Here is a 24,695-nt window from a genome sequence, read left to right as displayed (position 1 = left end):
CCTAGACGCCCCTCGTGTCCTAGGGTCGTCAGTGCCATGGCCAGGATCATTCATCTTTTTCGCGAGCCGGACCGTTTCGTCGCTGGAACGGTCGGGCAGCCCGGTGACCGCGTCTTCTACCTCCAGGCCTCCGAGGAGGGCCGGACGGTGAGCGTCTCACTGGAGAAACAGCAGGTCGCCGTGCTGGCCGAGAGGCTGGGCGCGTTGCTGGAGGAGGTGCAGCGGCGCTTCGGCGCCGAGGTGCCACCCGCGACGCCGGGCGACGTAGTCGACAACCAGCCGCTGGAAGTGCCGCTGGACGAGGAGTTCCGCGTGGGCACCATGGGCCTCGGCTGGGACGCGGAGTCCCACGCCGTGGTCATCGAGCTGCTCGCGGTCACCGAGGAGGAGGTCGACGAGTCGGTCGTGCTCGACGACACCGAGGAGGGGCCGGACGCCGTCCGCGTCTTCCTCACCCCGGTGCTGGCGCGCGCCTTCGCCCAGCGGGCCGAGCGGGTCGTCGCGGCGGGGCGCAAGCCGTGCCCGCTGTGCAACGGCCCCCTGGACGCCGAGGGCCACATCTGCCCGCGCCAGAACGGCTACCGCCGCGGCGTCGGCGCCGACGAGTCCGACGAGTAGGGCCCCGGGCATGCGGCCAGACGACCCAGCGGCGCTGGAGCTGGTGCGGCACGGCCGCATCGAGGTGCAGGGACGGCTGGTCGACGCGTCCAACGCCACCCTGTTCGGCTCGATCACCCACGAGGGCGTGAGCGCGGAGGCGGTCTACAAGCCGATCCGCGGCGAACGCCCGCTGTGGGACTTCCCCGACGGCACGCTGGCCGGTCGCGAGGTCGCCACCTACCTGGTCTCCGAGGCGACCGGCTGGGGACTGATCCCGCCGACCGTGCTGCGCGAGGGCCCGTTCGGCCCCGGCATGGTGCAGCTGTGGGTGGACGTCGATCCCGAGGCCGACCTGGTCGACGTCGTCGCGCCGGACGCGGTGCGGCCGGGCTGGCGGCGGGTGCTGGAGGCACACGACCGCTTCGGCGACCCCGCCGTGCTGGCGCACGCCGACCACCCGGGCATGCGGCTGCTCGCGCTGCTGGACGTGGTGGTCAACAACGCCGACCGCAAGGGCGGCCACGTGCTGCACGCCAAGGGCGGCAAGGTCTACGGCGTGGACCACGGCATCTGCCTGCACCACGAGGACAAGCTGCGCACGGTGCTGTGGGGCTGGGTCGGCGCGGGCCTGCCGGAGGAGGCGCCGGAGGTGCTGACCGTGCTGCGCGAGCGGCTGGAGGGCGACCTCGGCGCCGCGCTCGCCGAACACCTGACCCGCAAGGAGATCCGGGCCACCGAGGACCGCGTCGCCCGGCTGCTGGAGATCGGGGTGTTCCCGGAGCCCTCCGGTGAGTGGCCCGCGATCCCCTGGCCCGCCTTCTGACCCGAGCCGGGCCCCGTCGCCGAGAGAGGGAGACCGATGATCGTCATCGCGCACATCAGCGACACCCACTTCGACGGCGGGGAGCGCAGCACCGAACGCGCGGCGCGGGTGATGAGCTACCTCGCGGGCCTGTCCACTCCGGTGGCCGCGATCGTGGTCAGCGGTGACATCACCGACCACGGCACCGAGGCGGAGTACGAGCAGGCTCGCGCGACCCTGGCCGCCGACGTGCCGGTGCTGTTCCTGCCCGGCAACCACGACGCGCGCAGCGCCTTCCGGAAGGTGTTGCTGCGCAAGGACTCCTACGACCCGTCCGATGTGGAGGACCCGACCGGGACCGACTCGCCGGTCAACCGCGTCCACGAGGCCGGTGGCGTGGTCTTCCTCCTGTGCGACTCACTGATCCCCGGCCGCGACGAGGGACTGCTCGACGACGAGACGATAGCCTGGCTGGACGAGCGGCTGGGCTCGGTGTCCCCGGACGCCCCCGCGCTGGTCTGCGTGCACCACCCGCCGGTCGAGCTGCACATCCCGTTCATCGACGCGATCGGACAGCGCGGCGCGGACCGGCTCGCCGCGGTGGTCGAGCGCCACCCCCGCGTCGCCGGTGTCCTGTGCGGACACGCGCACACGGCCGCCGCGACGACCTTCGCCGGCCGCCCGCTGCTGGTGGCACCCGGCGTGGCGTCCACCACCCTGCTGCCGTGGGAGGGCGGCGGGGTGAGCACGGAGCTGCCGCCCGGACTCGCCTTCCACGTCCTCGGCGAGGACAACCGGATCACCACCCACTACCGCGTGGTCCTCCACAGTGGAGAGTCGACCGGGCGGACGTCGTAGAGAGCGGGATCGGCGGGAACGCAGTCCGGTGGCGTGGTTCCGCTGGCCACGCGTGAGAGGTGCCGCAGGTAGTCGAACCGCTGCACGCCGGGCGTGATCGCGATGAGCAGGTCGGCGTGGGAGTCCGGTGTCGCGCCGAACGCGTGCGGGAGGTGCGGTGGCACGACGACGAGACCACCCTTGCCGACGGTTTCCACCTTGTCGTCGAGCATGATCTCCAGCTCGCCGTCGAGCACGTAGAACACCTCGGTGGAGCGGGCGTGGTAGTGCGGCTTGCCGCCTTCGACGCCGACGTCCAGGCGAAGGCGGCCCGCGCTGAGGCTCTCGCCGGTCGCGGCGCTGTCGGCCAGCAGCCAGCCGGTCGTGGTGGGGGAGTAGTGGAGGACCTCGGCGTCCTCTTCGCGGAAGACCAGTGTCATGCGCCCAGTACATCCGCTGGGGAACAACCCTCCCAGCCCCAGCTGTTCCCCACAGTGATCACCGATCGTGATGAATGGGGTGGACGTGGAGCTGCGGCAGCTGCGGTACTTCGTCGAGGTCGCCGACGCGGGAGGGTTCGGCAGGGCCGCCGAGCGGTTGCACATCGTCCAGCCCGCGGTGAGCCAGCAGGTGCGGCGCCTGGAACGCGAGCTGGGTGTGCGGTTGTTCGACCGCTCCACCAGGCACGTGAGCCTCACCAGCGCGGGTGAGCTGCTGCTGCCGGACGCCCGAGCCGCCCTCGCCGCCGCCGACAAGGTCCGCACGAGGGCGGAGGACATCAGCTCCGGCCAGGACACCGTGCTGCGCCTCGGCGCGAGCCGGGCTCCGGGGCCACGGGTGCAGCGAGCGCTGGACGAACTCAGCGACACCGTCCGGGTCCGGCTCACCAAGGCCCCCGTGCCGGAGCTGCTCACGGCCGTGCGCACGGGTGAGCTGGACGCCGCGTTCGTCCGCGCGCTGACCTCCGCGCCAGGGCTGACCGTTGTTCCACTGTGGACGGACAGGTTGGTCGTCGCCCTGCCCGCCGACCACGACCTCGCTGAGAAAACCTTGCTGCACCTGGAGGATCTCGCGGACCTTCCGGTCCGGCTCGCACCACGCTCGGCCAACCCGGCGTTCCACGACTTGATCACCAAGGCGTTCGACGACCAGGGAGTCGGCCCACCACGCGGCCCGGAGTTCACCAACCTCATGGACACCCTCGCCGACATGAGCGCGACCGAGGCATCGTGGACGCCCTTCTACCCGGTCGGTGATCTGCCCACCTTGCGCCGCATCGCTTTCGTGCCCCTCGCCACGCCCACCCTCACCACGTCGCTGGTCGTCTCCTCGCCGGACTCGCCGGCCCATGCACTACTTTGGCCGCTCGGCGAAGTCGGCAGGGGAGGCCCGGAATGAAGGTGGGAGTCGCACTGGCCAACGGCGGCGCGCGGGTGGACGGTGGGGACCTGGTGCGGTTGGCGGTCAGGGCAGAGGAGGCCGGGCTCGACTCCGTGTGGGTGATGGACCGCTGGTTGCGACCGCACGCGGCCGTGGACATGCCCGGTGTGCCGGTGCCCGTCGTCATGCCCGCCGAGTCCTACGCCACCGTGTTCGACCCGATCGAGCTGCTGACCTTCATCGCCGCCCGCACGTCCCGGATTCTGTTGGGCACCAGTGCGATCAACGTGCTCTACCACCCGCCGGTGCTGCTCGCGCGGCGGCTGGCGACGCTGGACCAGCTCTCCGGTGGGCGGGTGATCGCGGGCGTGACATCGGGGTGGATGGCCGAGGAGTTCGCCGTGGCCGGTGTCCCGCGCGAGCACAGGGGCGGCGGCCTCGACGACCACCTCGCGGCGATGCGCGCGGTGTGGGGGCCGAACCCGGTTCGCCATGAAGGCAGTCACTACTCGATCGCGACCTCGGACATCGGCCCGAAACCGTTCCAGGACAGGAGGATTCCGCTCTTCGTCGGGTTCACCACGGAAGCGGGCGCCCGGCGTGCGGCCCGGATCGGCGATGGAATCCACCCTTACCGCAACGACGTCGACGGGCTCGCCGCTGACCTCGCGAAGGTGCGGGACAGCGGCAAGCCCGTCGTGTTGCGCACCGACGTGGGGGCCGGGATCTTCAGCGCCGACCCGGCCTCGTGGGGCGAGGACCTCCTGCGGCTCGCGGGACTCGGCGTTGACCACGTGTTCGTGCAGCTGGATGCCGACGCGGACGCCAGGCTCGACCTGCTCGGCGAGGCGCTACGGGCCTTCCGGCCCGTTGACCAGTGAGGTGTCCGTGGTCAGCCGCACCCCGTCGGCGACCTGGTAGCGGTCCGACCGGCGCGACCAGTCCAGGTTGCCGCGCATCCACGACTCCATGCCCTCCACGAAGGACGTGACCGCGGCCCGCTCTTGTGCGTCGAGCCCGAGCCAGCGGCTGGAGAGCAGGGCCAGCTCGTCGCGGGCGTGCGTGAACTCCTCCACGTAGTCGGCCACCTTGCGGTAGACGGCGTCGATGGCGTCCTGGAGCCCGTTGCCGCGCTCTTGGGCGAGCACCAGGACCCCGTTGGTCGTCTCACCCGCGACGAGCTCCTTGCGCAGCGAGACGATGTCGTTCACCCACACCACGACATCGGCCGCCCAGTTGTACATCGTGCGCAGCTGGTCGGTCTCGTGCAGCAACGACGGATTTCGATTGAAACCGGCACTTCGAGCCCCCTCGGCCGGATGTCACAAAACCGTGCCCTTCTTCCGTCTTCCTCCTGTGACGCACAGTGAGAAGAAGACGACCGTCGTGGTGCTCGGCGCCGGCTACGCCGGGCTGGTCGCGGCGAAGCGGCTGGCGCGGCAGTCCCGGGCGGCGGTGCGCCTGGTCAACGCCGAGCCGGACTTCGTGGAGCGGATCCGGCTGCACCAGGCCGCGGCCGGGCAGTCCCTGGCCGAGCTGCCGCTCGCCGACCTGCTCGGAGACAGCGGCGTGGACCTGGTCGTGGGCACGGTGACCGAGATCGATCTCGCCGCCCGCCTGGTGCGCGTGGGCGCGGACCGGGTCCTGCGGTACGACATCCTGGTCTACGCGCTGGGCAGCGTGAGCGAGGCCGACGCCGTTCCAGGTCTGGCCGAGCACGCGGTGACGCTGTCCGACCGCGCCGACGCGGCGCGGCTGGCCGAGCGGACCGCCCGGTGCCGGACGATCACGGTCTGCGGAGGCGGACCGACCGGGGTCGAAGTGGCGACGGAACTTGCCGAGTCCCATCCGGGACTGTCGGTCCGCATGATCACCAAGGGGCGGGTGGGCGGCTGGTTGTCCGCACGCGCGAGCCGCTATCTCGACCGGCAGCTCGATCGCTTCGGCATCGAGGTGATCGGGGACGCCGAGGTGGTGCGGGTCGAGCGGGGCGCGGTGGTGCTCGCCGACGGTACGCGCGTGGGTTCCGACGTCACGGTGTGGTGCGGCGGCTTCACCGTGCCCGTGCTGGCGCGCGAAGCCGGACTCGCGGTCAACGAGCGGGGTCGCGTGGTCGTTGACGAAACCCTGCGGTCGGTGTCGCACCCGGAGGTCTACGCGGTCGGCGACGCGGTGGCGGTGGCCGGCCCCTGGGGCGCCGAACTGTCCTACGGCTGTCGCTCAGGCGGGTTCACCGGCCCGTACGCCGCCGACACGATCGCGGCGCGGCTGGCCGGACGCGCGCCGAAGCCGTTCCGGTTCCGCTACGTCCACCAGTGCATCAGCCTTGGCAGGCGGCGCGGGCTGGTCCAGTTCGTCCGAGGCGCCGACGAGAGTCCACTGTGGATGTTCCTGCGAGGCAGGATCGCCACGTGGTACAAGGAGATCGTGTCCTCCTCCGCGATCTGGTTGTTCCGGCATCCCGGGCCCTACCTCAGCAGGAGGCGGTCATGAGCGCCGAGGAGTTCGAGCGGCACCGCGGCCTGTTGTTCGGCGTCGCCTACCGGATGCTCGGCAGCGTCAGTGAGGCCGAGGACGTCGTGCAGGAGGCGTGGCTCCGGTGGGACCGGGCTGAGCCGTCCGAGGTGCGCGAACCACGGTCCTACCTGATGCGGATCACGACGAGGGTGGCTGTCGACCACCTCCGCAAGGCCGCGACGCGGCGCGAGGACTACGTCGGACCTTGGTTGCCGGAGCCCCTTGTGCTCGGTCCGGACCCGGCCGAGGACGCGGTGCTCGCCGACTCGGTGTCAGTGGCGATGCTGGTGGTGCTGGAGACTCTGTCCCCGTTGGAGCGCGCGGTCTTCGTGCTCCGCGAGGCGTTCGGGTTCGCCTTCGCCGACATCGCCGCCGCACTCGGCCGGTCGGAAGCGTCCGTGCGGCAGCTCGCCCACCGCGCCCGCGAGCACGTGCAGGCGCGGCGCCCGCGCTTCGAGACGGACCGTTCCGTCCGCGCGGCCGCCACCGAACGGTTCCTCACCGCCGCGATGGGCGGCGACCTCGCGGAGCTGCTGGCGGTGCTGTCACCCGACGTGCGGTTCGTCGGCGACAGCGGCGGCAAGACCCGCGCACCACGCCATGTCCTGCACGGCTCGGGCAAGGTGGCGCGCCTGTTCGCCGCTGTCCACACGGACTTCCCAGCGGAGACGCGGATCGACTACCGCGACGTCAACGGCGCTCCCGCCGCGGTGCTGTCAGCGGGCGGAGTGCCCTACGCGGTGATTGTCGTCGACGTTGACCCCGACACGGGACTGGTGGCGGCACTGCACGTGATGGGCAACCCGGACAAGCTCACCGCGTTGGCTGCGCGAGCCACTCCGTGATCTCCCGGTGCATCCGGGCCTTGAGCGCGTCGGGTGCGAAGGAGGCGTCCACCCCGGCGCGGGCGAACTCGGCGAGCACGGTGTCGTCGTAGCCGAACGCGTCGCGCACGCGGGCGTACTCGTCGCTGAGCGAGATCCCCATCATGTTGGGGATGTCGGTGTTCACCGTGACGATGAGCCCGGCCTCGCGCAGCTTCGGCAGCGGGTGCGCCGCCAGCGACTCCGCCACGCCGAGGATCACGTTGGAGGATGGGCAGACCTCAAGCGGAACACGGCGGTCACGGACCTCGGCGACGAGCTCGGGGTCGTCGAGCACCCGCACGCCGTGGCCGAGGCGTTCGGAGTGTCCGATGTGGATCGCCTCGCGGATGCTGTCCGCGCCACAGCACTCCCCGGCGTGGTGCAGCAGGCGCAGACCAGCCTCCTTGGCTGCGTCGACGACCTCCGCGAACGGCGCCAGGGGATAGGTCTCCTCGCCCGCCATGCCGATCCCGATGACCTCCTCGTGCGCGGTGGCGAGCTTCAGCGTGCTCCACGCGCGTTCCACCGACCGACGACGGGAGTGGTCGAGGATGACCCGGCACACGATGCCGTACCGGCGCTGTCCCTCCTCCAGTCCACTGAGGACGGCCGCCAGCGGCATCCCGAGGTCACCCAGCCGTTCGCCGTGCGCCGCCGCGGTGAAGGTGACCTCGGCGTAGCGGGTGCCTTGCGCGGCCTCGTCCTCGCAGAACTCCAGCGCGATCCTGGTGAAGTCCTCGGGGCGGAGCAGGCAACCACGGATGACCGCGTTGGCGTCGGCGAACTGCCGGAAGCCGGAGAACACGGTCGAACCGTCGCTGAGGTGCGACGGCACCTCGACCCCGTTAGCCGCGCCGATCTCGTGCAGCGTCTGCCAGCGAACGGTGCTCTCCAGGTGCACGTGCAGGTGGGCCTTGGCCAGTCGAGTCACGTCCCGCATGGCGCTGACCCTAGGACGGAGGCGCTCGCGGAGCACGGGATTTAGCCGGTGCCCGGGTCGCGCAGGGTCTCCGCCCGCGCTCGCGCCACGAAGTTGCCGAGGGCGTGATCCCGCAGTGCGACGTTGCCCGAGAGCTCTCCAGCCGCCGCGACCTGCAAGGACAGCGTCGCGCGGTGGGTCATCGCCCGGTCGAGGGTCGCCGGGTCGGTGATCTCGGCGACCCTGGCCGCGCCGTAGATCCCCACCAGCGGAGCGAGGTCGATCGCGGGATCGCCGACGCAGAGGTGGTCCCAGTCGAACACCCCGCTGATCCGCCCGTCCCGCCACAGCAGGTTGTGCGGGCCGAAGTCGCCGTGCACCAGCCCTGCCGGAGCCCGGAACTCGGCGACGATCACCGCCGCGACCACCTCGGCGGCGGTGTCGCGCAGATCCTTCGGCAGGCGCGGCACGAGGTCGTCCATCACGATCGAGGGCCACCGCTGCCCGCCGCACCACGTCCGCGGTTCCGGCAGCCCGGCAGGAGGGTCCGCCTCGGACAACGCGGACAGCGCCGCGGCGAGCTCGGTCGCGGCGTCCGCCCACGCGATGTCCGGGCGGAGCTCGCCGTCCAGCCGGGACACCAGCACGCCGGTCCGGCCGCCGTGCGAGCGCGGCCCGGAAAGCGTTTTCGGCACCGCGAAGGGGAAATCGACGCGGCGGAGCAGCTCGCTGGTGCGGTGTTCGCGCTCTACCCGCGCGACATCGGTTGTGATCCTCGCCACAACCTCGGGTAGGACCAGGACGTCGTGGAACGCTCCGTGCCGGTACCGCGCGGCCGGCCAGTCGTGCTCCGGCCAGCACGCCGACGCATGGTCCACAGTGGACTCGACGAGCTTGTTCCCGGCCGCCGCCATGCGAAGAACTTACCTATTTTTCGAGCTTGAGCAGCTCCGACACGGTGACGAAGCGGTATCCCCGCTCGTGCAGTCCGGCGACGATTCCGGGGATCGCGGCGCGCGAGGCGGCCCGGCTGCCGAACATGACGTGCATCAGGATGATGGAACCAGGACGAGTCTGTTCCAGAGCTATCCGCACCATTGCCTCGGCGTCGTAGGTGGTTCCCGAGTCCGGCTCGACGTCCCACATCACCGTTGTCCGGTTGTGCTCGGCGAGGTAGCTCGGCAGTGTCCACAGCTTCTTCCCGTAGGGCGGCCGGAAGGTGATCTCGCCGCTCTGCCCGCTTGCCCGCAGCGCGCGGTCGGTGTCCTCGATCTCGCGACGCACGAACTCCGGTCCGACGAAGGCCATCCGCTGGTGCGAGAAGCCGTGGTTGCCCAGCTCGTGACCTGCCTCGCGGATCTGCCCGCCCAGGTGCGGCCGGGCGAGGAGGTCGCTGCCGTTGAGGTAGAACGTCGCGGGCACGCCGAGTTCGCCGAGCGTGCGCACCACCTCCGGCGTGAAGTCCGTCGGACCGTCGTCGAGGGTGAGCGCGACGACCTTCTCCTGTGTCTCCACCCGGTTCACCAACTCGCCGAAGAGCTGGTAGGAGCGGGAGTTCGTCAGTTCGTGGAGCCCGAACGTGCCGAGCCCGAGTGTGAGGGCCACCACGGCGGTGATCGTCAGAGCCTTGCGCACGGCGGTCAGTCGACCACACGGTCGGGGTCGATCCGCAGGCGCATGTCGTACTGGTCGATGCCCTCGGCGAACCCGTCCGGCGTGATCTTCTCGGTGATGAACCCGTGGCGCTCGAAGAACCCCGCGCTGTGCTGGCTCGTCGCCAGCACCACGGTCGCGGGCCCGTGCGAGGCGATGTCGTCGAGCCGAGCCGTCAGCAGCCGGGCGCCGAGACCGCGCCGGTGGTGTTCCGAGTGGACCATTCCCCAGCACAACGTCCAGGTGTCCGGTCGGCTCCGGTGGGGAGCGTGGCCACCGCAGGCGATGACCTGGCCGTTCTCCCGGCCGACGAGGTAGTGCTCGGCGAAGCCGTCGAGGAACTCCGCGAACTCCGCCCGTTCGGCGGTGTCGAAGTACCTCGGCACGTTGCTGTCGAACACCGCGAGGACTTCGGGCAGGTCAACGGCGCGGTACGGGGAGATGAACATCCATCAACATTCTCAAACCGTGGCTTGCTGACCAAGTTACGACGGTTGGCCGAAAGGAAGAACCCACCGATAGGGCCTAGCTCATCACAGGGTGCCGCGCCGACCGTAGGTGGCCGCAACTCATCCGTTTGGGGTCCCTGCCCCCAACCCGAGGAGTACCGCCATGCACCACACCAGCGACACCGGAACATTCGCGCGCCGAACCCTGCTCGGCAGCGGTCTCACGCTCACCGCGCTCGGCGTGCTCGGCACGAGCTCGTCCGTGACGGCGACCGCGACGGCGGAGGTCCGGGAAGCCGCCGCCGCACCGGCGATCTCGGGCACCGCCGACTGGAAAGCCCGTGCCCCCAAGGGCCCGATCTCGGTGCTCAACAAGCGCACGTCGAAGATCGTCGTCCACCACACCGCGAGCCCGAACGTCACCGATTTCAGCCAGGCGGCGGCGTTCGCGCTCTCCCGCTCGATCCAGAAGCACCACATGGACTCCAACGGCTGGGTCGACTCGGGCCAGCACTTCACCAACAGCCGCGGCGGCTACATCACCGAAGGCAGGCACCGCAGCCTCGAAGCCCTCAACAGCGGCACCAAGCACGTGCTGGGCGCGCACACCACAGGCCAGAACAACGTGGCGTTCGGCATCGAGAACGAAGGCACCTACACCAGCGCGATCCCGACCGACGCACAGTGGAACAGCCTTGTCCGGCTGTGCGCCTACATGTGCCAGAAGCACGGCATCGCCACGTCCGCGATCTTCGGGCACCGCGACTTCAACAACACGGCCTGCCCCGGGAACCTGCTCTACGGCCGCCTGTCGGAGCTGCGCCGCGCGGTCGCCGCGACGCTCGGCGCCGCCCCCGAGGCGGACCCGATCACCTGGCGGCTGGTCCAGCCCGGCGACACCGGCGAGCGGGTGCTGGTCGCCCAGTACCTCTTCCGCGCCATGGGCGAGGCCAAGGTCCAGGCCACCGGCGTCTACGACGAGGAGCTGGACGCGGCGGTCCGCCGCCTTGAGGCCAAGCACGGCATCCCGTCCAGCGGTCTGGTCGGCGCGGAGACCTGGCCGCTGATCGTGGCGCCGGTGAAGCTGGGGCACAACGGCGAAGCGGTGCGCGCGTTGCAGCTCCTGCTGACCGCACACGGCGTGGCCAACCGCTCCGACGGCGTGCTCGACGGCCGGGTGGACTCCGCCATCCGCGGCTTCCAGGCGAGCAACGGCCTCCGCGTCACCGGCGAAGCCACCGCGGACACCTGGCGCCACCTCCTGTTCTGACCGTTCTGACCGTCAGGTGTGGAGGGGGGCCTGCCCCCTCCACACCACCGCGTGTTCACCGCCCGGTCAGGTTCGAGGGAGCGATTTCCTTGGTGTTGCAGCGCAATGCCGCCAGAACTCAGGTAACCGGGCACGATCGGTTGTGACCGGGCCTGGAGGTGCGATGCACGCCGAGGACCGGCAGCGGTGGATCGTCGCCACAGTGCGCGCCGAGGGGCGGCTCGACGTCAGCCGGATCGCCGACGAGCTCGACGTCTCGCCGGAGACCGCACGCCGCGACCTCGGCTCGCTGGAGAGGCTGGGCCTGGTCCGGCGCGTGCACGGCGGGGCCTATCCGGTCGAGCGCGCGCGGTTCGAGATCACCCTCGCCACCCGCGTGCACAGCCACCTCGCCGAGAAGCGCCGCATCGGCACCGCCGCCCTCGCGTTGCTCGGTGACGCGGAGTCGGTGTTCGTCGACGAGGGCTCGACGTGCCAGGTGCTCGCGGAGGGCTTTCCCGCGTCGAACAGGTTGACTGTGATCACCTCCGCGTTGGCGACGGCCTCGATGATCGACGCGAACACCGGCGCGACCGTGGTGGTGCTCGGCGGACGCCTGCGCGGGAAGACACAGGCGACCGTGGACCACTGGGCCGCGCGGATGCTGCGGGACATGGTGGTCGACGTCGCGTTGATCGGGGCCAACGGCGTCAGCCTCCGGCACGGGCTGACGACGCCGGACCCAGCGGTCGCCGCCGTCAAGACGCAGGCCGTGGAGTCGGCGCGGCGCAGGATCCTGGTGGCCGACCACACGAAGTTCGGCGCGGACAGCTTCTGCCGCTTCGCCGACGTGCGGGACGTCGACGTGATCGTCACCGACACGGGACTGTCCGCCGCCACGGCCACCCGCTACCAGCTGCTAGGCCCCGAGGTAGTGCGCGCGTGATCCCCCCCCCCGAAATCCTGAGTTCTCGCCATTCGCGGGCTTATGGACCTTTGGGAGCGCTCACATCGGTCCATAAGCCCGCGAATGGCGTGGAAAGGGGGGTTCCGTGGCCGAAACAGACGGTTCTGGGGTTGAGCCCCACCATGTGGTCGAAGGACCGCGCCGCTTGGTCCCGGTCCAGGTTGAACACGCCGAGTGCGACCTCGCCCACGTTGGAGATCGTGTCGCCGGTGAACAGGACCCCGTGCTCCGGCAGGTGGATCGCGATGCTTCCGTCGGTGTGCCCGGGGAGGTGGAGGATGTGCGCTCCTCCGCCGAACGGGAGGACCTCGCCGCCGTGGAGCACCACGTCCACCCGAGCGGGAGGGGCCGGGGGCAGGTTCGGGGTGATCTGGTCGTACAGCTCGCGCTCCCAGTCGGCGGTGAGCACCGGAGGCGGCCCCTCGACGGCTCCGGTGATCATGGGGACGTCCGCGTGGTGCGCGTGCACCCGGGCGTTCGGCCAGGAGTTGATCTCCGCCGCTGCGCCGGCGTGGTCGTTGTGGAAGTGGGTGAGGACCACGTGCTCGACCGAAGCGGTGTCCCGGCCGAGTGCGCGCACCGCTTCGGCCAGCGCGGCGCCGGAACCGGCTATCCCGGTGTCGATGAGCGTGACCGACTCCTCGTCCAGCCACACGTAGGACTGCCCGAACTCCAGGTGCGCCATGTGCAGCCCCGGCACCACTTCGATGAGCTCCATGGCGGCGAGCGTAGGTGCGCCGGTCGCCGTGGAGCCGCCGATTCCACCAGGGGCTGAACTACGTCCGCCGCTCGCCTTCGCGATCGTCTCGATGGCCTGCAGGGACTCGCACAGCGCCTTGCCCTCGGGGCTGGCCGCGCTCGGCGGAGGCTCGCGGGGTTCGTCGCGGAAGGGGCCTAAGACCCGTCCACAAGCGTCTTCGGCGTCTGGTGGCCCGGCGGAGCGGGACCGAGAGTGAGGTCGGATACCGCCGTCGACGAAGGAGGATCGGGCACGATGAAGGCGAAGGTCGGGGACTGGCTGGTGATCGAGCGGGCCCGGCTCGGTCAGCCGCGCAAGGCGGGCAAGGTGGTCGCGGTGCCGAAGGCGGACGGTTCGCCGCCGTACCGCGTGCGCTGGTCGAACACGGACCGCGTCACCGTGGTGTACCCCGGGCCCGACGCCCGGATCGAGGAGGGGGCCGCCCGGGGGGAATGACCGATGTCGCGGGACCGCCTCAGCCGCCTGCCGCGGCCCGGCCGTCGACGCCCACCACGGCCACCGGGCACGGGCAGTGGTAGAGCAGGGCGTGGCTGACCGAGCCGAGCAGCGCCCGGCCGAGCCGCCCGCGTCCGTGCGCGCCGACCACGACCAGCGCCGCCGAGTTCGCCTCGTCCAGCAGCACGTGCGCCGGGCGTTCGACGCTGATCACCTTGTGCACCGGCACGTCGGGGTACCGCTCGCCCCAGCCCGCGAGCGAGGCCGACAGCACCGCCGCGGCGGCGACGCGCACCAGCTCCCAGTCGAACTCCCAGGACCGTACGGGGGAGAGCGCGTCGACCGGGAGGTCGGTCCACGCGTGCACCGCGACGAGCTTTCTGCCGTGCCTGGCGGCGTAGTCGAAGGCGAACCCCAGCGCGTGGGTGCTGTTCGCCGAACCGTCCACACCGACGACGACGGTGCCCTCGTGCGGGCCGAGCAGCCTGCTGCCGCGCACGACGACCACCGGCCGTGAGCACCGGCCCGCCAGTGCGCCCACGGTCGATCCGAGCACCGCCCTGGCCGCCATGCCGGTGCCGGACGCGCCGAGCACGATGAGCGCGGCGTTCTCCGCGGCCTTGGCGAGCACCTTGACGGGTGGCCCGTCGGCCAGCTCGGTGCGCACCTCGATGCCGGGGACGGACCTGCGGCACCTCTCCGCCATCTCGGCGAGCTTGCGGCCCGACTCCGCGTGAGCGGCGTCGCGCAGGGGACCGCTCGCGGACGGGAACAACCGGGCGAGCTTGTCGAAGGGCCAGTGGAACGCCCACACCAGCACCAGCGGCCGACGCCGCTTGCCGGCTTCCGCCGCGGCCCACGAGACGGCCTTGCGCGCGCCGTCCGATCCGTCGTATCCCGCGACGATCGGCCCAGTGTCCAGAGTGGACATGTGTCCTCTCCTGTTCGTCGTGGCCTGCCAGCCGATCCGCCGACGTTGCCACCGCGACGGACCGACAGGCAGGGGAAAAGGTCATGACAGGGTGGGTCAGCCGACCCGCTCGCACGGGGCTCGGCGGCTCATCGCCCGATGATCCGCAGCCGCAGGAAGCGCGCCGAGCTCGCGACGCCGGGGTCGTGGTCGCGGATCGCCCGCTCGCACAACGCGGCCAGCGCCCTGTGCGGCAGCTTCAGGTTCGCCTGCACGAGCAGGGCGAGCTCCTCCTCGACGGCGTCCTGGTTCTGCACCGTCGGTGGCATGACCACCGCGGACCGGACGAGGCCGGCGGAGTCCAGCTCGTAGCGGTGGTAGAGCAGACCTCCCGGCGCCTCGGTCGCGCCGTGGCCCACCGTCTCCTTCGCGCTCGGGGCGACCGGCTCGGCGGCTTCCCTCGGCACGGCGTACTCGGCGATGAGCCGCAGCGCCTCCTCGATCGCGTGGACCAGCTCGACGGCGCGGACCACGATGCTCCGGAAAGGGTTGCGGCACACCGTTCCCAGCCCGGCGGCCACGGCGGCCTGACGCGCGAGCGGGGAGAGCGCTCCCGAGTTCAGCGCGTAGCGCGCGAGCGGGCCGACGAGGTAGCGGCTGCCGTCCAGGCGGGGGTGCGGCACCTCCGAACGCGGCGCCCGGTGGTCGACGACGTGCTCGGAGAACCGGGAGACCGGCACGTCCAGCCCCGTGCTGCTCCGGAGGTGGCCGCGGTCGATCGGGTAGCGCGCTGGTGAGTGCAACGCCAGGAACGGGTGGTTGATCCGGAAGTCGGGGACGTCGAAACCCGCGACCCAGCTCGTGGTGCTCACAGCGGCGTCGAGCGCGCGGCGCAGCCGCTTGGCCGTCGGCGCCAGCTCGGCGCGTCGCGGCACGCTGTGGAAGCCGCCGACCCGGACGTTCACCGGATGGACCAGGCGCCCGCCGAGCAGCGCGATCAGGTCGTCGCCCGCCTGCTTGATCGCCAGGCCCCGATCCACGGCTTGCCGGTGGTCGCCAGCCAGCGCGAGTGCGTCCGGGTAGCCGAGGAAAGCCGGTGCCTGCAGCAGGTGGATGTGCAGTGCGTGGCAGGAGATCCACTCGCCGCAGCACAGCAGCCGCCGCAGGTCCGCGAGCGCGTCGCCGATCTCCACGCCGCACGCGGCCTCGACCGCCTGGCAGGCCGAGAGCTGGTGGGCCACGGGCCAGATCCCGCGCACGCGGGCGGTGATGTCCGGTGGCTCGGTGTAGGAGCGTCCCCTGAGGAACGCCTCGAAGTCGTTGGGAGGCGGGTAGAGCCGGAGTTTCGCGCGTTCGACTCGTCCATTGTGGACTGTGATGTCGAGTGTCGCGTCGCCCTCGGCTCTGCGCGGCGCGCCCAGCTGAGGGGAAGGGGCGTGTCGCCTCACACGCGGCTCCCGCCCCGGCCGCGTTCGCCCAGTGCGACCGCGGCCCGCGGCGTGGCGGGCTGCTCGCCGACGCCGATGAGCGCGTCCACCACCCGGGTGGCGCCGACCGAGGTGCGGGCGGTGACCCGGCCGGGCGGCCCGTCGGTCACCACACCGATCGCCTGCGCCAGCACGCCCTCGGCCTGGCAGCGCATGGCGCCCAGCACGGTGCCGGAGGCGACCGGCGCCACCAGCGCCACGAGGCAGCCCTCGTTGGCGATCTGCAGCGGGTCCAGCCCGAGCAGCTCGCAGACCTCCGCCACCTGGCACGGCACCGGGAGGTCGGGCTCGGTGATCTCGATGGCGACCCCGGACGCCGCCGCGAGCTCGTTGAGCGCACTGGCGAGCCCGCCCCTGGTGGGAGCGCGCAGGGCGTGCACGGCGCCCCCACCCTTCTCGATCATGGTGGCGACCAGCCCGTGCAGTGGACGGCTGTCGGAGCGGATGCCCGCTTCCAGGCCGGGGCCGAGGCCCTCGCGCGCGGCGAGCACCGCTGTGCCGTGCCGCCCGATCGGTCCGGACAGCAGCACCACGTCGCCACGCCTGCCTGCCGCGGGAGAGGTTCTCGCTCCGGGCAGCGGCAACCCGACACCCGTGACGGTGAGGTAGATGCCGTCCGCCCTGCCGCGTCCGACCACCTTGGTGTCCCCGGCGACCACCGCGACCCCGGCGGCCCGCGCTGCCGCGGCGACGGACTCGGTCACCGCTCGCAGCTCGGCGAGCGGCAGCCCCTCCTCCACCACGTAGGCCACGGCCAGCGCGACCGGTCTGGCCCCGCGCACCGCCACGGCGTTCACGGTGCCGAACACCGAGAGCGAGCCGATGTCCCCTCCGGGGAAGAAGCGCGGGCTGACCACGAAGGTCTCGGTGCTGAACACGAGGTCGGCGCCGGGCTGTCTGCCCGTGCCAGGTGATCTTGTGAACACCTCGGCGAGCAGCTCCGCTATGAGATGTCCGCCGGAGCCGTGGCCGCGCAGCAGCCGCTCGGTCTCGGCAAGCGACCTCGGACGAGTCGCGGCAAGGGAATCCATGCTCATCCTCTCTCCATAGTGGACAGTGGTGGACCGCCTGCGGCGGCGAGCGTGGTGCACCCGGGGCGGTCGGCCGGGCGCACCGCGCGCACCCGGCCGACCTTTCGGCGGCGGCGACCCGGCCGCACCCCGCGCGGTGCGGCGACGACGTCACGGGGGCCACCGACGCCCCGGGCCCCGGTCACCCCGGACCGTGCGGAGCACGCGGTCTCACCGGGGCTTCGTGGTCGGCGAGGCAGACCCCGCCCAGCCTGGACAATGTCAACGGCCCAGCCCAGGGACGAAGTTCACTAGGCAACAAGGACTTTCGGCACCGGTTCGGCAGCGGCCGGACGGCGTAGGGGCTGCGTCCGCGGGCTATAGGGTTGGCGCATGAACGACGTAGTGCTGCGGACCGAACGAGGGCTCGGCCGGATCACGCTCAACCGGCCGAGGGCGCTCAACGCGTTGACCCCGGAGATGGTCCGCCGGATGGACGCGGCGCTCGCGGAGTGGGAAGCCGACGACTCGGTCCGCGCCATTCTCATCGACGGGGCTGGGGAGCGCGGGCTCTGCGCGGGTGGCGACATCCGGGGCATCTACGAGCACGCCAAGGCCGGACAGGACGGGCCGAAGACGTTCTGGCGCGAGGAGTACCTGCTCAACCACCGCATCTCCCGCTTCCCCAAGCCCTACGTCGCCCTCATGGACGGCATCGTGATGGGCGGCGGCGTCGGGGTCTCCGCGCACGGCAGCGTGCGGGTCGTCACCGACCGCTCCACCGTGTGCATGCCGGAGGTCGGCATCGGCTTCCTGCCCGACGTCGGCGGCACCTACCTGCTCTCCCGCGCGCCGGGTGAGCTCGGCACGCACGCCGCCCTCACCGCCGCCCGGCTGACCGCGGCGGACGCGATCCACTTCGGGCTCGCCGACCACTACGTGCCCGCCGCGAAGCTGCCCGAGCTGGTCGAGGCCCTGCTGGAGGCCGACGACCTCGACGCGGTGGTGCGCGCGCACGCCGAGGCCCCGCCCGCGAGCCAGCTCGCGCAGGAGCGGCGCTGGATCGACCCGTGCTACGCCGCCGACACCGTCGAGGAGATCGTCAGCCGCCTGCGGACCAGTGGCGAGCCCGCGGGGGAGGCGGCGGCCAAGGAGCTGCTGGACAAGTCGCCGACCTCGGTCAAGGTCACGTTGAAGGCGCTGCGCACCGCCAAGGTGCTCGACGGGCTCGGCGAGTGCCTCGACCTGGAGTACCGGATCGCGTGCGTGCTGCTGACCGGCCACGACCTCGTTGAGGGCATCCGGGCGGCGATCATCGACAAGGACCGCAACCCGCTATGGAGCCCGGACCGGATCGAGGACGTGGACCGCGCCGACGTCGAGCGGTGCTTCGCGTGGCTCGGGGCGGACGAGCTCGGACTGTCTGGTTGATGATCCATCGCTGTTGACCGCCCCGTCCGCTAGGGTCGGCGTCGCTGGTGGTTCGACCGCGCGCTCCGCACGGAGAACGCGGCCGAGGCAAGAGGGAACCCGGTGCGAGTCCGGGACTGCCCCGCAGCGGTGAACGGGAACGACCGCCGTCATGAGCACTGGGTCCGGCAGGACCTGGGAAGCGACGGCCAGTAGGACAGCCGGTGCACGCACCGGAGACGCCCGTGAGTCCGAAGACCTGCCACCGGCACGCGCACCGACGGTGCGCGTGGGTCCTACGGCCTCGCGGGCGGCCTGTGCGGACGACGGTGCCGGGTGCTGTGCCGCCCGGGCCCGTCCTCGCGTGCGCTCCGTGAGTCGTCGGACTCGTCAGAGCAAGCTCGCGAGGAGAGAGCTGTGAACGACGTCGTCACCGACGCCCCTCTTGGCACCACTGTGCTCGGTTACCCGCGGATCGGTCCGCGGCGGGAGCTCAAGCGCGCGCTGGAGGACTACTGGGCGGGTCGCGCCCCCGCGGAGGCGCTGGAGGCCGTCGCCGCCGACCTGCGCGCCAAGACCTGGGCGGAGCTGGCCGGAGCCGGGCTCGACTCGGTCCCAGGCAACACCTTCTCCTACTACGACCAGGTGCTGGACGCCGCGGTCACCGTCGGAGCGGTGCCCGACCGCTACCGCGCCCTCGGGCTGTCCGACCTGGACACCTACTTCGCCATGGCCAGGGGCAACGACGCCATCCAGCCACTGGAGATGACCAAGTGGTTCGACACCAACTACCACTACCTGGTGCCCGAGCTCGGTCCGGACACCACGTTCTCCGTCGCCGACAACAAGCCGTTGCGGGAGTACCGCGAGGCCCTGGATGCCGGAGTCACCACCCGGCCGGTGCTGATCGGCCCGGTCACCTTCCTCCTGCTGTCCAAGGCGGCCCAGGACGCACCGGAGGGCTTCGGTCCGCTCAGTCTGCTGGACGGGCTTCTCGACACCTACGAGCGGCTGCTGGCCTCGTTGGCCGATGCCGGGGTGCAGTGGGTCCAGCTCGACGAGCCCGCCTTCTGCGCCGATCGCAACTCCGCCGAGCTGGCCGCGCTCACCGCCGCCTACAACCGGCTGGGCAAGCTCACCAACCGGCCGCGCATCCTGGTCGCGTCGTACTTCGGCACCCTCGGCCCCGCCCTGCCCGTGCTCGCCGGGACACCGGTGGAGGCCATCGCGATCGACCTGGTCGCGGGCAGCGTGGACGGGGTCGCCTCGGCGACCGCGCTGCGGAACAAGACGGTGGTCGCCGGTGTCGTTGACGGCCGCAACATCTGGCGCACCGACCTCAACGCCGCACTGGCACGCTGCGCGACCTTGTTCGGCACCGCCGAGCGCGTCGAGGTCTCCACCTCGTGCTCCCTGCTGCACGTGCCCTACGACGTGGAGGCGGAGACCAACCTCGACCCGGTCGTGCGGCCGTGGCTGGCCTTCGCCAGGCAGAAGCTGGACGAGGTCGTGCTGCTCGGCCGCGCGCTGCGCGAGGGCACCGACGGAGTCGCCGACGAGCTCGCCGCCGCCACGGCTGTGGTGCGCTCGCGCGCGACGACCAGCAGCATCCGCAACGACCAGGTGCGCGCGCGGCTGGAGGCGCTGCGCCCGGAGCACTACCGCCGCGCCGACTACGAGACGCGCGCGAAGGCCCAGCAGGAGCGGTTGAACCTGCCCCCGCTGGCCACCACGACGATCGGCTCGTTCCCGCAGACCGGTGAGATCCGCAAGGCGCGCGCCGACTTCCGCGCCGGGCGGCTCGGCCCGAACGAGTACCGCCGCCTGATGCGCGCGGAGATCGAACGGGTGATCCGGCTCCAGGAGTCCATCGGCCTCGACGTCCTGGTGCACGGCGAGCCCGAGCGCAACGACATGGTGCAGTACTTCGCCGAGCTGCTCCAGGGCTTCGCCGCCACGGAGTTCGGCTGGGTGCAGTCCTACGGTTCGCGGTGCGTGCGCCCGCCGATCCTCTTCGGCGACGTGTCCCGGCCGGAGCCGATGACCGTGGAGTGGACCTCCTACGCGCAGTCGCGGTCGCACAGCCCGGTCAAGGGCATGCTGACCGGTCCGACGACGATCCTCGCGTGGTCCTTCGTGCGCGACGACCAGCCGCTCGCGGTCACCGCGCGCCAGGTCGCACTGGCGTTGCGGGACGAGGTCCGCGACCTCGAAGCGGCGGGTATCCGCGTCGTGCAGGTCGACGAGCCCGCGCTGCGCGAGCTGCTGCCGCTGCGCGAGGCGGACCGCAAGGAGTACCTGGACTGGGCGGTGGAGTCCTTCCGGCTGTCCACGGCGGGCGCTGCGGACAGCACGCAGGTCCACACCCACCTGTGCTACTCGGAGTTCGGCGACGTGATCTCCGCGATCGATGGCCTGGACGCCGACGTGACCACCATCGAGGCGGCGCGCTCGAAGATGGAGGTGCTGGAGGACCTGCGCGCCGTCGGCTTCGGCAGGGGCGTCGGGCCCGGCGTCTACGACATCCACTCGCCGCGCGTTCCCAGTGCGGACGAGGTCGTGGAGATGCTGACCGCCGCGGTGCGCGCCGTTGCGGCGCGGCGGTTGTGGGTCAACCCCGACTGCGGCCTGAAGACGCGCGGCTACGCGGAGGTCGAGCCCGCGCTGAGGCACATCGTCGCGGCCGCGAAGAAGGTACGCGAGCAGCTGTAGCGGCGACGACGGTCGTGTGGGGCGTCCGGCCTCACACGACCGTCGTGATCACCGCGCGGCAGGCGACCTGCCAGCCGAGCGACTCGTACAGCGCCTTGCCCTCGGGGCTGGCCACGAGCACCAGTCGCTCGGCTTTCTGTTCCACCGCGATGAGGTGCAGCTGCCGCATCAGCTGGGAAGCGAGCCCCTTGCGCCGGTGCTGCTCGGCGACCTCGACGGCGTCGATCACGCCGAAGCCGTCCAGCACGACCAGTGAGGCCGCGCCGGCCTCCGAACCGTCCTTTGTGGACGTGCACGCCACTCGGACCGCGCCGGAGGGCAGGGTCTCCGCCGCGAACGCGTAGCCGTCCACTCCGGTCGGGGCCTCCGAGTCCGCCGGGTCGTAGCGCATCAGCCACTCGACGTCCGGCCGTGCCCAGTCGAAGCCGGGTGGTGGCTCAGCGGGCTGGTCATCGGTGAGCGGGATCGTCACCCAGTCCCGCATCGGGGAGCCGCCGTCGGCGAGGATCGCGGCGCGCAGCCATTCCGGGTCGAGACCGGGTGTGGTCACGACGTACTCGACCGTCCGGCCCCCGCGGCCGACCCGCACGGCGATCGCGGCGGCCAGAGTCGGCCGGACGTCGGTGAGGCCGCGGACGGCCGTCCAGCCACGGAGCCACTCCGTGATCAGCTCGGTCACGCCGAGATCCATGACTTCCCCTTTCCGTCACTGCCTGGATAGGCTGATGCGGTGACGCTAGCCCGCGCGCGCGTCACTGGTCAAGGAACATGAGGCAGTGACGGGAGGATCGGGGTTTGGACATCGGCAACAGCCACCACGCACTCCGACTGGAGACCGCCGTCTCCTTGGTCAACGCGCTGACCGGGGACAACGCCGGTGGTGAGCCCGCGTTCCTCGAACCGCACGAGGTCGGGCAACTCGCGGGCCTCGCTAGCGACCTGCGCGCGGTCATCGAAGCGCTCGTCGGCGACGACCACGACAGCGCCGCGCGCACGCTCAACCGCCTGCTGGTGGCCAGCCACGCGCGACCGCGGCTGCACCGCGACGGCGACGAGCCCTGGCACCTGACCTTCGACCCGCCGGACGCCGACTTCGTCCAGCGGTGGACCGCCGGTCTCGCGGTGTCCTTCGCGGCCGTCCTCGGCGACGACTCCGCGCAGCGGCTGGGGTTGTGCGCCGCGCCGCGCTGCGACCGCGTCTTCATCGACGCCAGCCAGGCGCGGAGCAAGCGGTTCTGCGGTGTTGCGTGCCAGAACCGCGTCAAGGCGGCTGCCTACCGCAAGCGCGGCGCACGCCAACGGGAGGAACGCCCGTGAGTGTCCATTTCGTGAAGACCTTGCGGAATGATCGGTCAGACGCGGGTTGCGGCGGTTGCGTCGTGGGAAGGTCCACGCCGTGACCACTCGTCTCCTCGCAACGAAGCTCATCGCCACGGCCGTCTTGCTGACCGCCTGTGCCGCGACGCCCGAGCCGCCACCGCCGCCAGCACCGGTGCCCGAGCCCTGCCTCGCGATCAAGCCGGGCATCGTGGACGCCGCGCTCGGCTTTCGGCAGCTCGGCCTGGAGATGACCAACTGCGGCACCAAACCGTACGAGGTCAACGGGTATCCGGTCGTGAAGCTCTTCGACGCCGACCACAACTTGCTCGACATCACCGTCGGGCACAGCGCGACCGCCGACCCGGGCCCGAAACCGCTGACGATCAAGCCGGGGGAGAGCCTGGAGGCGCACTTCTCTTGGCGCAACACCGTCACCGACATCGACCGCGTGCCGCTGACCGCGACCACTCTGGAGGTCGCTCCGCTTGAGGGGCTTCCCGCGCAGAAGGCGGACCCGAAGACCAAGCTCGACATGGGGAACACCAGCCAGGCCAATGTGACCGCCTGGATGCCGCGCCGCATGAGCTCCTGACGGAGGGACCGATGAGCGACTCACTGGACCGGCGGCTCGGCCTCACCGACACCGTGGTGGTCGGCCTTGGGGCGATGATCGGCGCGGGGGTCTTCGTCGTCTTCGCACCCGCTGCGACAGCCGCGGGGTCGAGCCTGCTCCTCGGCCTGGCCCTGGCAGCGGTTGTGGCCTACTGCAACGCGACGTCCTCGGCGCGACTGGCCGTGCGCTACCCGACTTCGGGCGGCACGTACGTCTACGGCCGTGAACGGCTCGGCCCGTTCTGGGGCTACCTCGCCGGGTGGTCGTTCGTCGTGGGCAAGACCGCGTCGTGCGCCGCCATGGCGTTGACGGTGGGTCTCTACGTCTGGCCCGGTCAAGCACATGTCGTCGCAGTGGCGGCGGTGGTGGCACTGACCGCCCTGAACTACACCGGTGTGCGGAAGACGGCCCTGTTGACCCGGGTGATCGTGGCGATCGTGCTCGTGGTGCTGGCCGTGGTGGTCGCGATGGGACTGAGCGGCGGCACCGTTGATCTTGAACACCTGGTCCCGACAGGCGTGGCCGGAGTGCCGCAAGCGGCCGGACTGCTGTTCTTCGCCTTCGCCGGGTACGCCCGTGTCGCCACTCTGGGCGAGGAGGTGCGTGATCCCGCCCGCACCATCCCGCGGGCGATCTCGGTAGCCCTGGTGATCACTCTGATCGTCTACACCGCAGTGGCCGTGACGGTGTTGTCCGTGCTCGGCCCCGACAGGCTGGCGGCGTCAACGGCGCCGCTCGCCGACGCCGTCCGAGCCGCTGGTGCGCCGGGCCTGGCCCCGCTGGTGACCGTGGGAGCCGCCATCGCCGCACTGGGCGCGTTGTTGGCGTTGATCCTCGGTGTCTCGCGGACGGTGCTCGCCATGGCGCGTGACCGGCACCTGCCCGTGGCCCTCGCGGCGGTCCATCCGCGGTTCGCCGTGCCGCACCGAGCCGAGCTCGCGGTGGGTGTTGTGGTCGCAGTGGCCGCTGCGACAGCCGATCTGCGCGCAGTAATCGGGTTCTCGTCGTTCGGAGTGTTGCTCTACTACGCGGTCGCCAACGCGTCGGCGTGGACCCTGGACCGCCGCCGGTGGCTCGTGCCCGGAGTCGGGTTCGCCGGATGCGTCCTGCTGGCGTTCACCCTGCCAACGGCCTCGGTCCTGAGCGGCGCGGCGGTCGTGGCGCTGGGGGCGGTGCTGTACGGGGTGCGGTCTGGTGCCAGACCGTCCGACTGACCCGCTACGTTGCGATCACGTGCTCCGCTCAGGTCCCGCTGTGGGTGCCCAGCTCGTCGCGGGCTGGAGTGAGGACCGCCGGTGGCTGCGGGACCCGTCGCTACGAGGGCAAGGCCCAGGCCCGCGGTGACGTGGTCGTGGTTTCCGGTGCGAGGTGGTCGTTGGTGTTGGCCGCGGAGACCCCGATCCTCCTGCCGCCCGCGACGAGTCGATCAGCTCTTGGGGTCGAGGTCATCCGGCACCGCGCGGTGTGGCTTCTCCTGCACCCCGGCCAGATCCAGGTGGTGAACGGTGCGCGACCCCGAGCGACGGCGGGCACTCACTGGTCACCACGAACACGATCGCGGTGACCACGGCACGGGGCTCGGTCACCGACCACCAGCCTGGGGGAGGACTCAGCGCCTCCACCAACGCCCACAGCATGTGCGGTCGTGGTGTCGGGGTCATTGGCGGCGTTGAGGCTGTGGTTGCGTTGAGGGCCGGGCTGCCGCCCCGACTTCGTCGGGTTGCCCTCGGATAATTCTCCCGGACTCCGGCGCGCATTTCCTTGACCACCCACCACCGCTAACCCGCTCACCTCTAGCG

Annotated in this window: 26 protein-coding genes and 1 riboswitch; of the genes, 15 read left to right on the top strand and 11 right to left on the bottom strand. The window is 71.4% G+C overall.

The window, feature by feature from the left end; translation table 11 throughout:
* The first annotated feature begins 36 nt into the window (after nt 1-36).
* Genes ACFFQA_RS08800 through ACFFQA_RS08790 form a run of 3 tightly spaced genes read left to right on the top strand, consistent with a single transcriptional unit; the run spans nt 37 to nt 2,260 of the window.
* Nucleotides 37-618, top strand: a complete 582-nt coding sequence (locus tag ACFFQA_RS08800; protein WP_377851197.1) for an Rv2134c family protein — start codon at nt 37-39, stop codon at nt 616-618.
* A gap of 10 nt (nt 619-628) precedes the next feature.
* Nucleotides 629-1,423: an Rv2133c family protein gene (locus ACFFQA_RS08795; RefSeq protein WP_377851196.1), complete on the top strand. Its 795-nt coding sequence runs from the start codon at nt 629-631 to the stop codon at nt 1,421-1,423.
* 36 nt (nt 1,424-1,459) lie between these two features.
* Nucleotides 1,460-2,260, top strand: a complete 801-nt coding sequence (locus ACFFQA_RS08790) for a metallophosphoesterase (RefSeq protein WP_377851195.1) — start codon at nt 1,460-1,462, stop codon at nt 2,258-2,260.
* On the opposite strand, the gene ACFFQA_RS08785 is transcribed toward ACFFQA_RS08790, so the two are convergent.
* Nucleotides 2,212-2,679, bottom strand: coding sequence for a cupin domain-containing protein (locus ACFFQA_RS08785; protein ID WP_377851194.1), 468 nt, complete (start codon nt 2,677-2,679; stop codon nt 2,212-2,214). The genes ACFFQA_RS08790 and ACFFQA_RS08785 overlap by 49 nt on opposite strands.
* Nucleotides 2,680-2,749: 70 nt before the next feature.
* On the opposite strand from ACFFQA_RS08785, the gene ACFFQA_RS08780 reads away from it, so the two are divergent.
* Together ACFFQA_RS08780 and ACFFQA_RS08775 are read left to right on the top strand one after the other, a co-directional pair.
* Entirely contained in the window at nt 2,750-3,637 is an 888-nt protein-coding gene (locus ACFFQA_RS08780) for a LysR family transcriptional regulator (RefSeq protein WP_377851193.1), read from the top strand.
* Nucleotides 3,634-4,500, top strand: a complete 867-nt coding sequence (locus tag ACFFQA_RS08775) for a TIGR03619 family F420-dependent LLM class oxidoreductase (protein WP_377851192.1) — start codon at nt 3,634-3,636, stop codon at nt 4,498-4,500. The genes ACFFQA_RS08780 and ACFFQA_RS08775 overlap by 4 nt, the downstream gene beginning before the upstream one ends.
* Here the strand turns inward: ACFFQA_RS08775 and ACFFQA_RS08770 are convergent.
* Nucleotides 4,471-4,893 carry a terpene synthase family protein gene (locus ACFFQA_RS08770; protein ID WP_377851191.1) on the bottom strand — a complete coding sequence of 141 codons (423 nt, stop codon included), beginning with the start codon at nt 4,891-4,893 and terminating at the stop codon, nt 4,471-4,473. The genes ACFFQA_RS08775 and ACFFQA_RS08770 overlap by 30 nt on opposite strands.
* Nucleotides 4,894-4,975: 82 nt before the next feature.
* Between ACFFQA_RS08770 and ACFFQA_RS08765 the strand changes: the two genes are divergently transcribed.
* Nucleotides 4,976-6,112 (top strand): NAD(P)/FAD-dependent oxidoreductase, encoded by a 1,137-nt coding sequence (locus ACFFQA_RS08765; protein ID WP_377851190.1) that lies wholly within the window; start codon nt 4,976-4,978, stop codon nt 6,110-6,112.
* A complete protein-coding gene (locus tag ACFFQA_RS08760; RefSeq protein ID WP_377851189.1) occupies nt 6,109-6,981 on the top strand; it encodes an RNA polymerase sigma-70 factor in 873 nt (290 codons plus the stop codon). Before ACFFQA_RS08765 ends, ACFFQA_RS08760 begins: the two co-directional genes overlap by 4 nt.
* Here ACFFQA_RS08760 and add read toward each other — a convergent pair.
* The 4 genes from add to ACFFQA_RS08740 are packed head-to-tail and all read right to left on the bottom strand — an operon-like array spanning nt 6,950 to nt 10,023.
* Nucleotides 6,950-7,942 (bottom strand): adenosine deaminase, encoded by a 993-nt coding sequence (gene add, locus ACFFQA_RS08755; RefSeq protein ID WP_377851188.1) that lies wholly within the window; start codon nt 7,940-7,942, stop codon nt 6,950-6,952. The genes ACFFQA_RS08760 and add overlap by 32 nt on opposite strands.
* A 41-nt stretch (nt 7,943-7,983) precedes the next feature.
* Entirely contained in the window at nt 7,984-8,835 is an 852-nt protein-coding gene (locus ACFFQA_RS08750) for an aminoglycoside phosphotransferase family protein (protein ID WP_377851187.1), read from the bottom strand.
* 13 nt (nt 8,836-8,848) lie between these two features.
* Complete coding sequence (locus tag ACFFQA_RS08745; protein ID WP_377851186.1) at nt 8,849-9,556, bottom strand: polysaccharide deacetylase family protein; 708 nt, start codon at nt 9,554-9,556, stop codon at nt 8,849-8,851.
* 5 nt (nt 9,557-9,561) lie between these two features.
* The gene (locus ACFFQA_RS08740; protein WP_377851185.1) at nt 9,562-10,023 is read right to left on the bottom strand and encodes a GNAT family N-acetyltransferase; all 462 of its coding nucleotides are present in this window, start codon (nt 10,021-10,023) and stop codon (nt 9,562-9,564) included.
* A gap of 163 nt (nt 10,024-10,186) precedes the next feature.
* Here ACFFQA_RS08740 and ACFFQA_RS08735 point away from each other — a divergent pair, with 163 nt between their 5' ends.
* The gene (locus ACFFQA_RS08735) at nt 10,187-11,293 is read left to right on the top strand and encodes a peptidoglycan recognition protein family protein (RefSeq protein ID WP_377851184.1); all 1,107 of its coding nucleotides are present in this window, start codon (nt 10,187-10,189) and stop codon (nt 11,291-11,293) included.
* A gap of 163 nt (nt 11,294-11,456) precedes the next feature.
* A complete protein-coding gene (locus ACFFQA_RS08730) occupies nt 11,457-12,218 on the top strand; it encodes a DeoR/GlpR family DNA-binding transcription regulator (protein ID WP_377851183.1) in 762 nt (253 codons plus the stop codon).
* A 40-nt stretch (nt 12,219-12,258) separates the two neighbouring features.
* Here ACFFQA_RS08730 and ACFFQA_RS08725 read toward each other — a convergent pair whose 3' ends face one another.
* Nucleotides 12,259-12,957: an MBL fold metallo-hydrolase gene (locus ACFFQA_RS08725; protein WP_377851182.1), complete on the bottom strand. Its 699-nt coding sequence runs from the start codon at nt 12,955-12,957 to the stop codon at nt 12,259-12,261.
* 276 nt (nt 12,958-13,233) lie between these two features.
* Between ACFFQA_RS08725 and ACFFQA_RS08720 the strand changes: the two genes are divergently transcribed.
* The gene (locus ACFFQA_RS08720) at nt 13,234-13,434 is read left to right on the top strand and encodes a DUF1918 domain-containing protein (protein ID WP_377851181.1); all 201 of its coding nucleotides are present in this window, start codon (nt 13,234-13,236) and stop codon (nt 13,432-13,434) included.
* Between the two features lie 19 nt (nt 13,435-13,453).
* Here the strand turns inward: ACFFQA_RS08720 and ACFFQA_RS08715 are convergent, their stop codons facing one another.
* The 3 genes from ACFFQA_RS08715 to hypE all read right to left on the bottom strand — a co-directional run bounded on the left by ACFFQA_RS08715 (nt 13,454) and on the right by hypE (nt 16,868).
* Nucleotides 13,454-14,365 (bottom strand): universal stress protein, encoded by a 912-nt coding sequence (locus ACFFQA_RS08715; RefSeq protein ID WP_377851180.1) that lies wholly within the window; start codon nt 14,363-14,365, stop codon nt 13,454-13,456.
* 128 nt (nt 14,366-14,493) lie between these two features.
* Complete coding sequence (locus ACFFQA_RS08710) at nt 14,494-15,792, bottom strand: Ni/Fe hydrogenase subunit alpha (RefSeq protein WP_377851179.1); 1,299 nt, start codon at nt 15,790-15,792, stop codon at nt 14,494-14,496.
* Nucleotides 15,789-16,868, bottom strand: a complete 1,080-nt coding sequence (gene hypE, locus ACFFQA_RS08705; RefSeq protein WP_377851178.1) for a hydrogenase expression/formation protein HypE — start codon at nt 16,866-16,868, stop codon at nt 15,789-15,791. Before hypE ends, ACFFQA_RS08710 begins: the two co-directional genes overlap by 4 nt.
* A 366-nt stretch (nt 16,869-17,234) precedes the next feature.
* Between hypE and ACFFQA_RS08700 the strand changes: the two genes are divergently transcribed.
* Together ACFFQA_RS08700 and metE are read left to right on the top strand one after the other, a co-directional pair.
* Nucleotides 17,235-18,272, top strand: coding sequence for an enoyl-CoA hydratase/isomerase family protein (locus tag ACFFQA_RS08700; RefSeq protein WP_377851177.1), 1,038 nt, complete (start codon nt 17,235-17,237; stop codon nt 18,270-18,272).
* Nucleotides 18,273-18,302: 30 nt separating this feature from the next.
* Nucleotides 18,303-18,532: riboswitch (cobalamin riboswitch) on the top strand.
* Between the two features lie 136 nt (nt 18,533-18,668).
* Nucleotides 18,669-20,963 carry a 5-methyltetrahydropteroyltriglutamate--homocysteine S-methyltransferase gene (gene metE, locus ACFFQA_RS08695; protein WP_377851176.1) on the top strand — a complete coding sequence of 765 codons (2,295 nt, stop codon included), beginning with the start codon at nt 18,669-18,671 and terminating at the stop codon, nt 20,961-20,963.
* 31 nt (nt 20,964-20,994) lie between these two features.
* On the opposite strand, the gene ACFFQA_RS08690 is transcribed toward metE, so the two are convergent.
* The gene (locus ACFFQA_RS08690; protein WP_377851175.1) at nt 20,995-21,642 is read right to left on the bottom strand and encodes a GNAT family N-acetyltransferase; all 648 of its coding nucleotides are present in this window, start codon (nt 21,640-21,642) and stop codon (nt 20,995-20,997) included.
* A 116-nt stretch (nt 21,643-21,758) separates the two neighbouring features.
* Here ACFFQA_RS08690 and ACFFQA_RS08685 point away from each other — a divergent pair, with 116 nt between their 5' ends.
* From ACFFQA_RS08685 to ACFFQA_RS08675, 3 genes are all read left to right on the top strand, one after another.
* Nucleotides 21,759-22,280, top strand: coding sequence for a CGNR zinc finger domain-containing protein (locus tag ACFFQA_RS08685; protein ID WP_377851174.1), 522 nt, complete (start codon nt 21,759-21,761; stop codon nt 22,278-22,280).
* Between the two features lie 79 nt (nt 22,281-22,359).
* Complete coding sequence (locus ACFFQA_RS08680; protein WP_377851173.1) at nt 22,360-22,875, top strand: DUF4232 domain-containing protein; 516 nt, start codon at nt 22,360-22,362, stop codon at nt 22,873-22,875.
* Nucleotides 22,876-22,886: 11 nt separating this feature from the next.
* Nucleotides 22,887-24,110: an APC family permease gene (locus ACFFQA_RS08675; protein WP_377851172.1), complete on the top strand. Its 1,224-nt coding sequence runs from the start codon at nt 22,887-22,889 to the stop codon at nt 24,108-24,110.
* Nucleotides 24,111-24,695 lie beyond the last annotated feature (585 nt).

Origin of the sequence: Allokutzneria oryzae, from assembly GCF_042429765.1 — a bacterium.
GTDB lineage: Bacteria > Actinomycetota > Actinomycetes > Mycobacteriales > Pseudonocardiaceae > Allokutzneria > Allokutzneria oryzae.
Note: the sequence above shows the minus strand (reverse complement) of the source record. Positions and strands in the feature narration are given on the sequence as shown.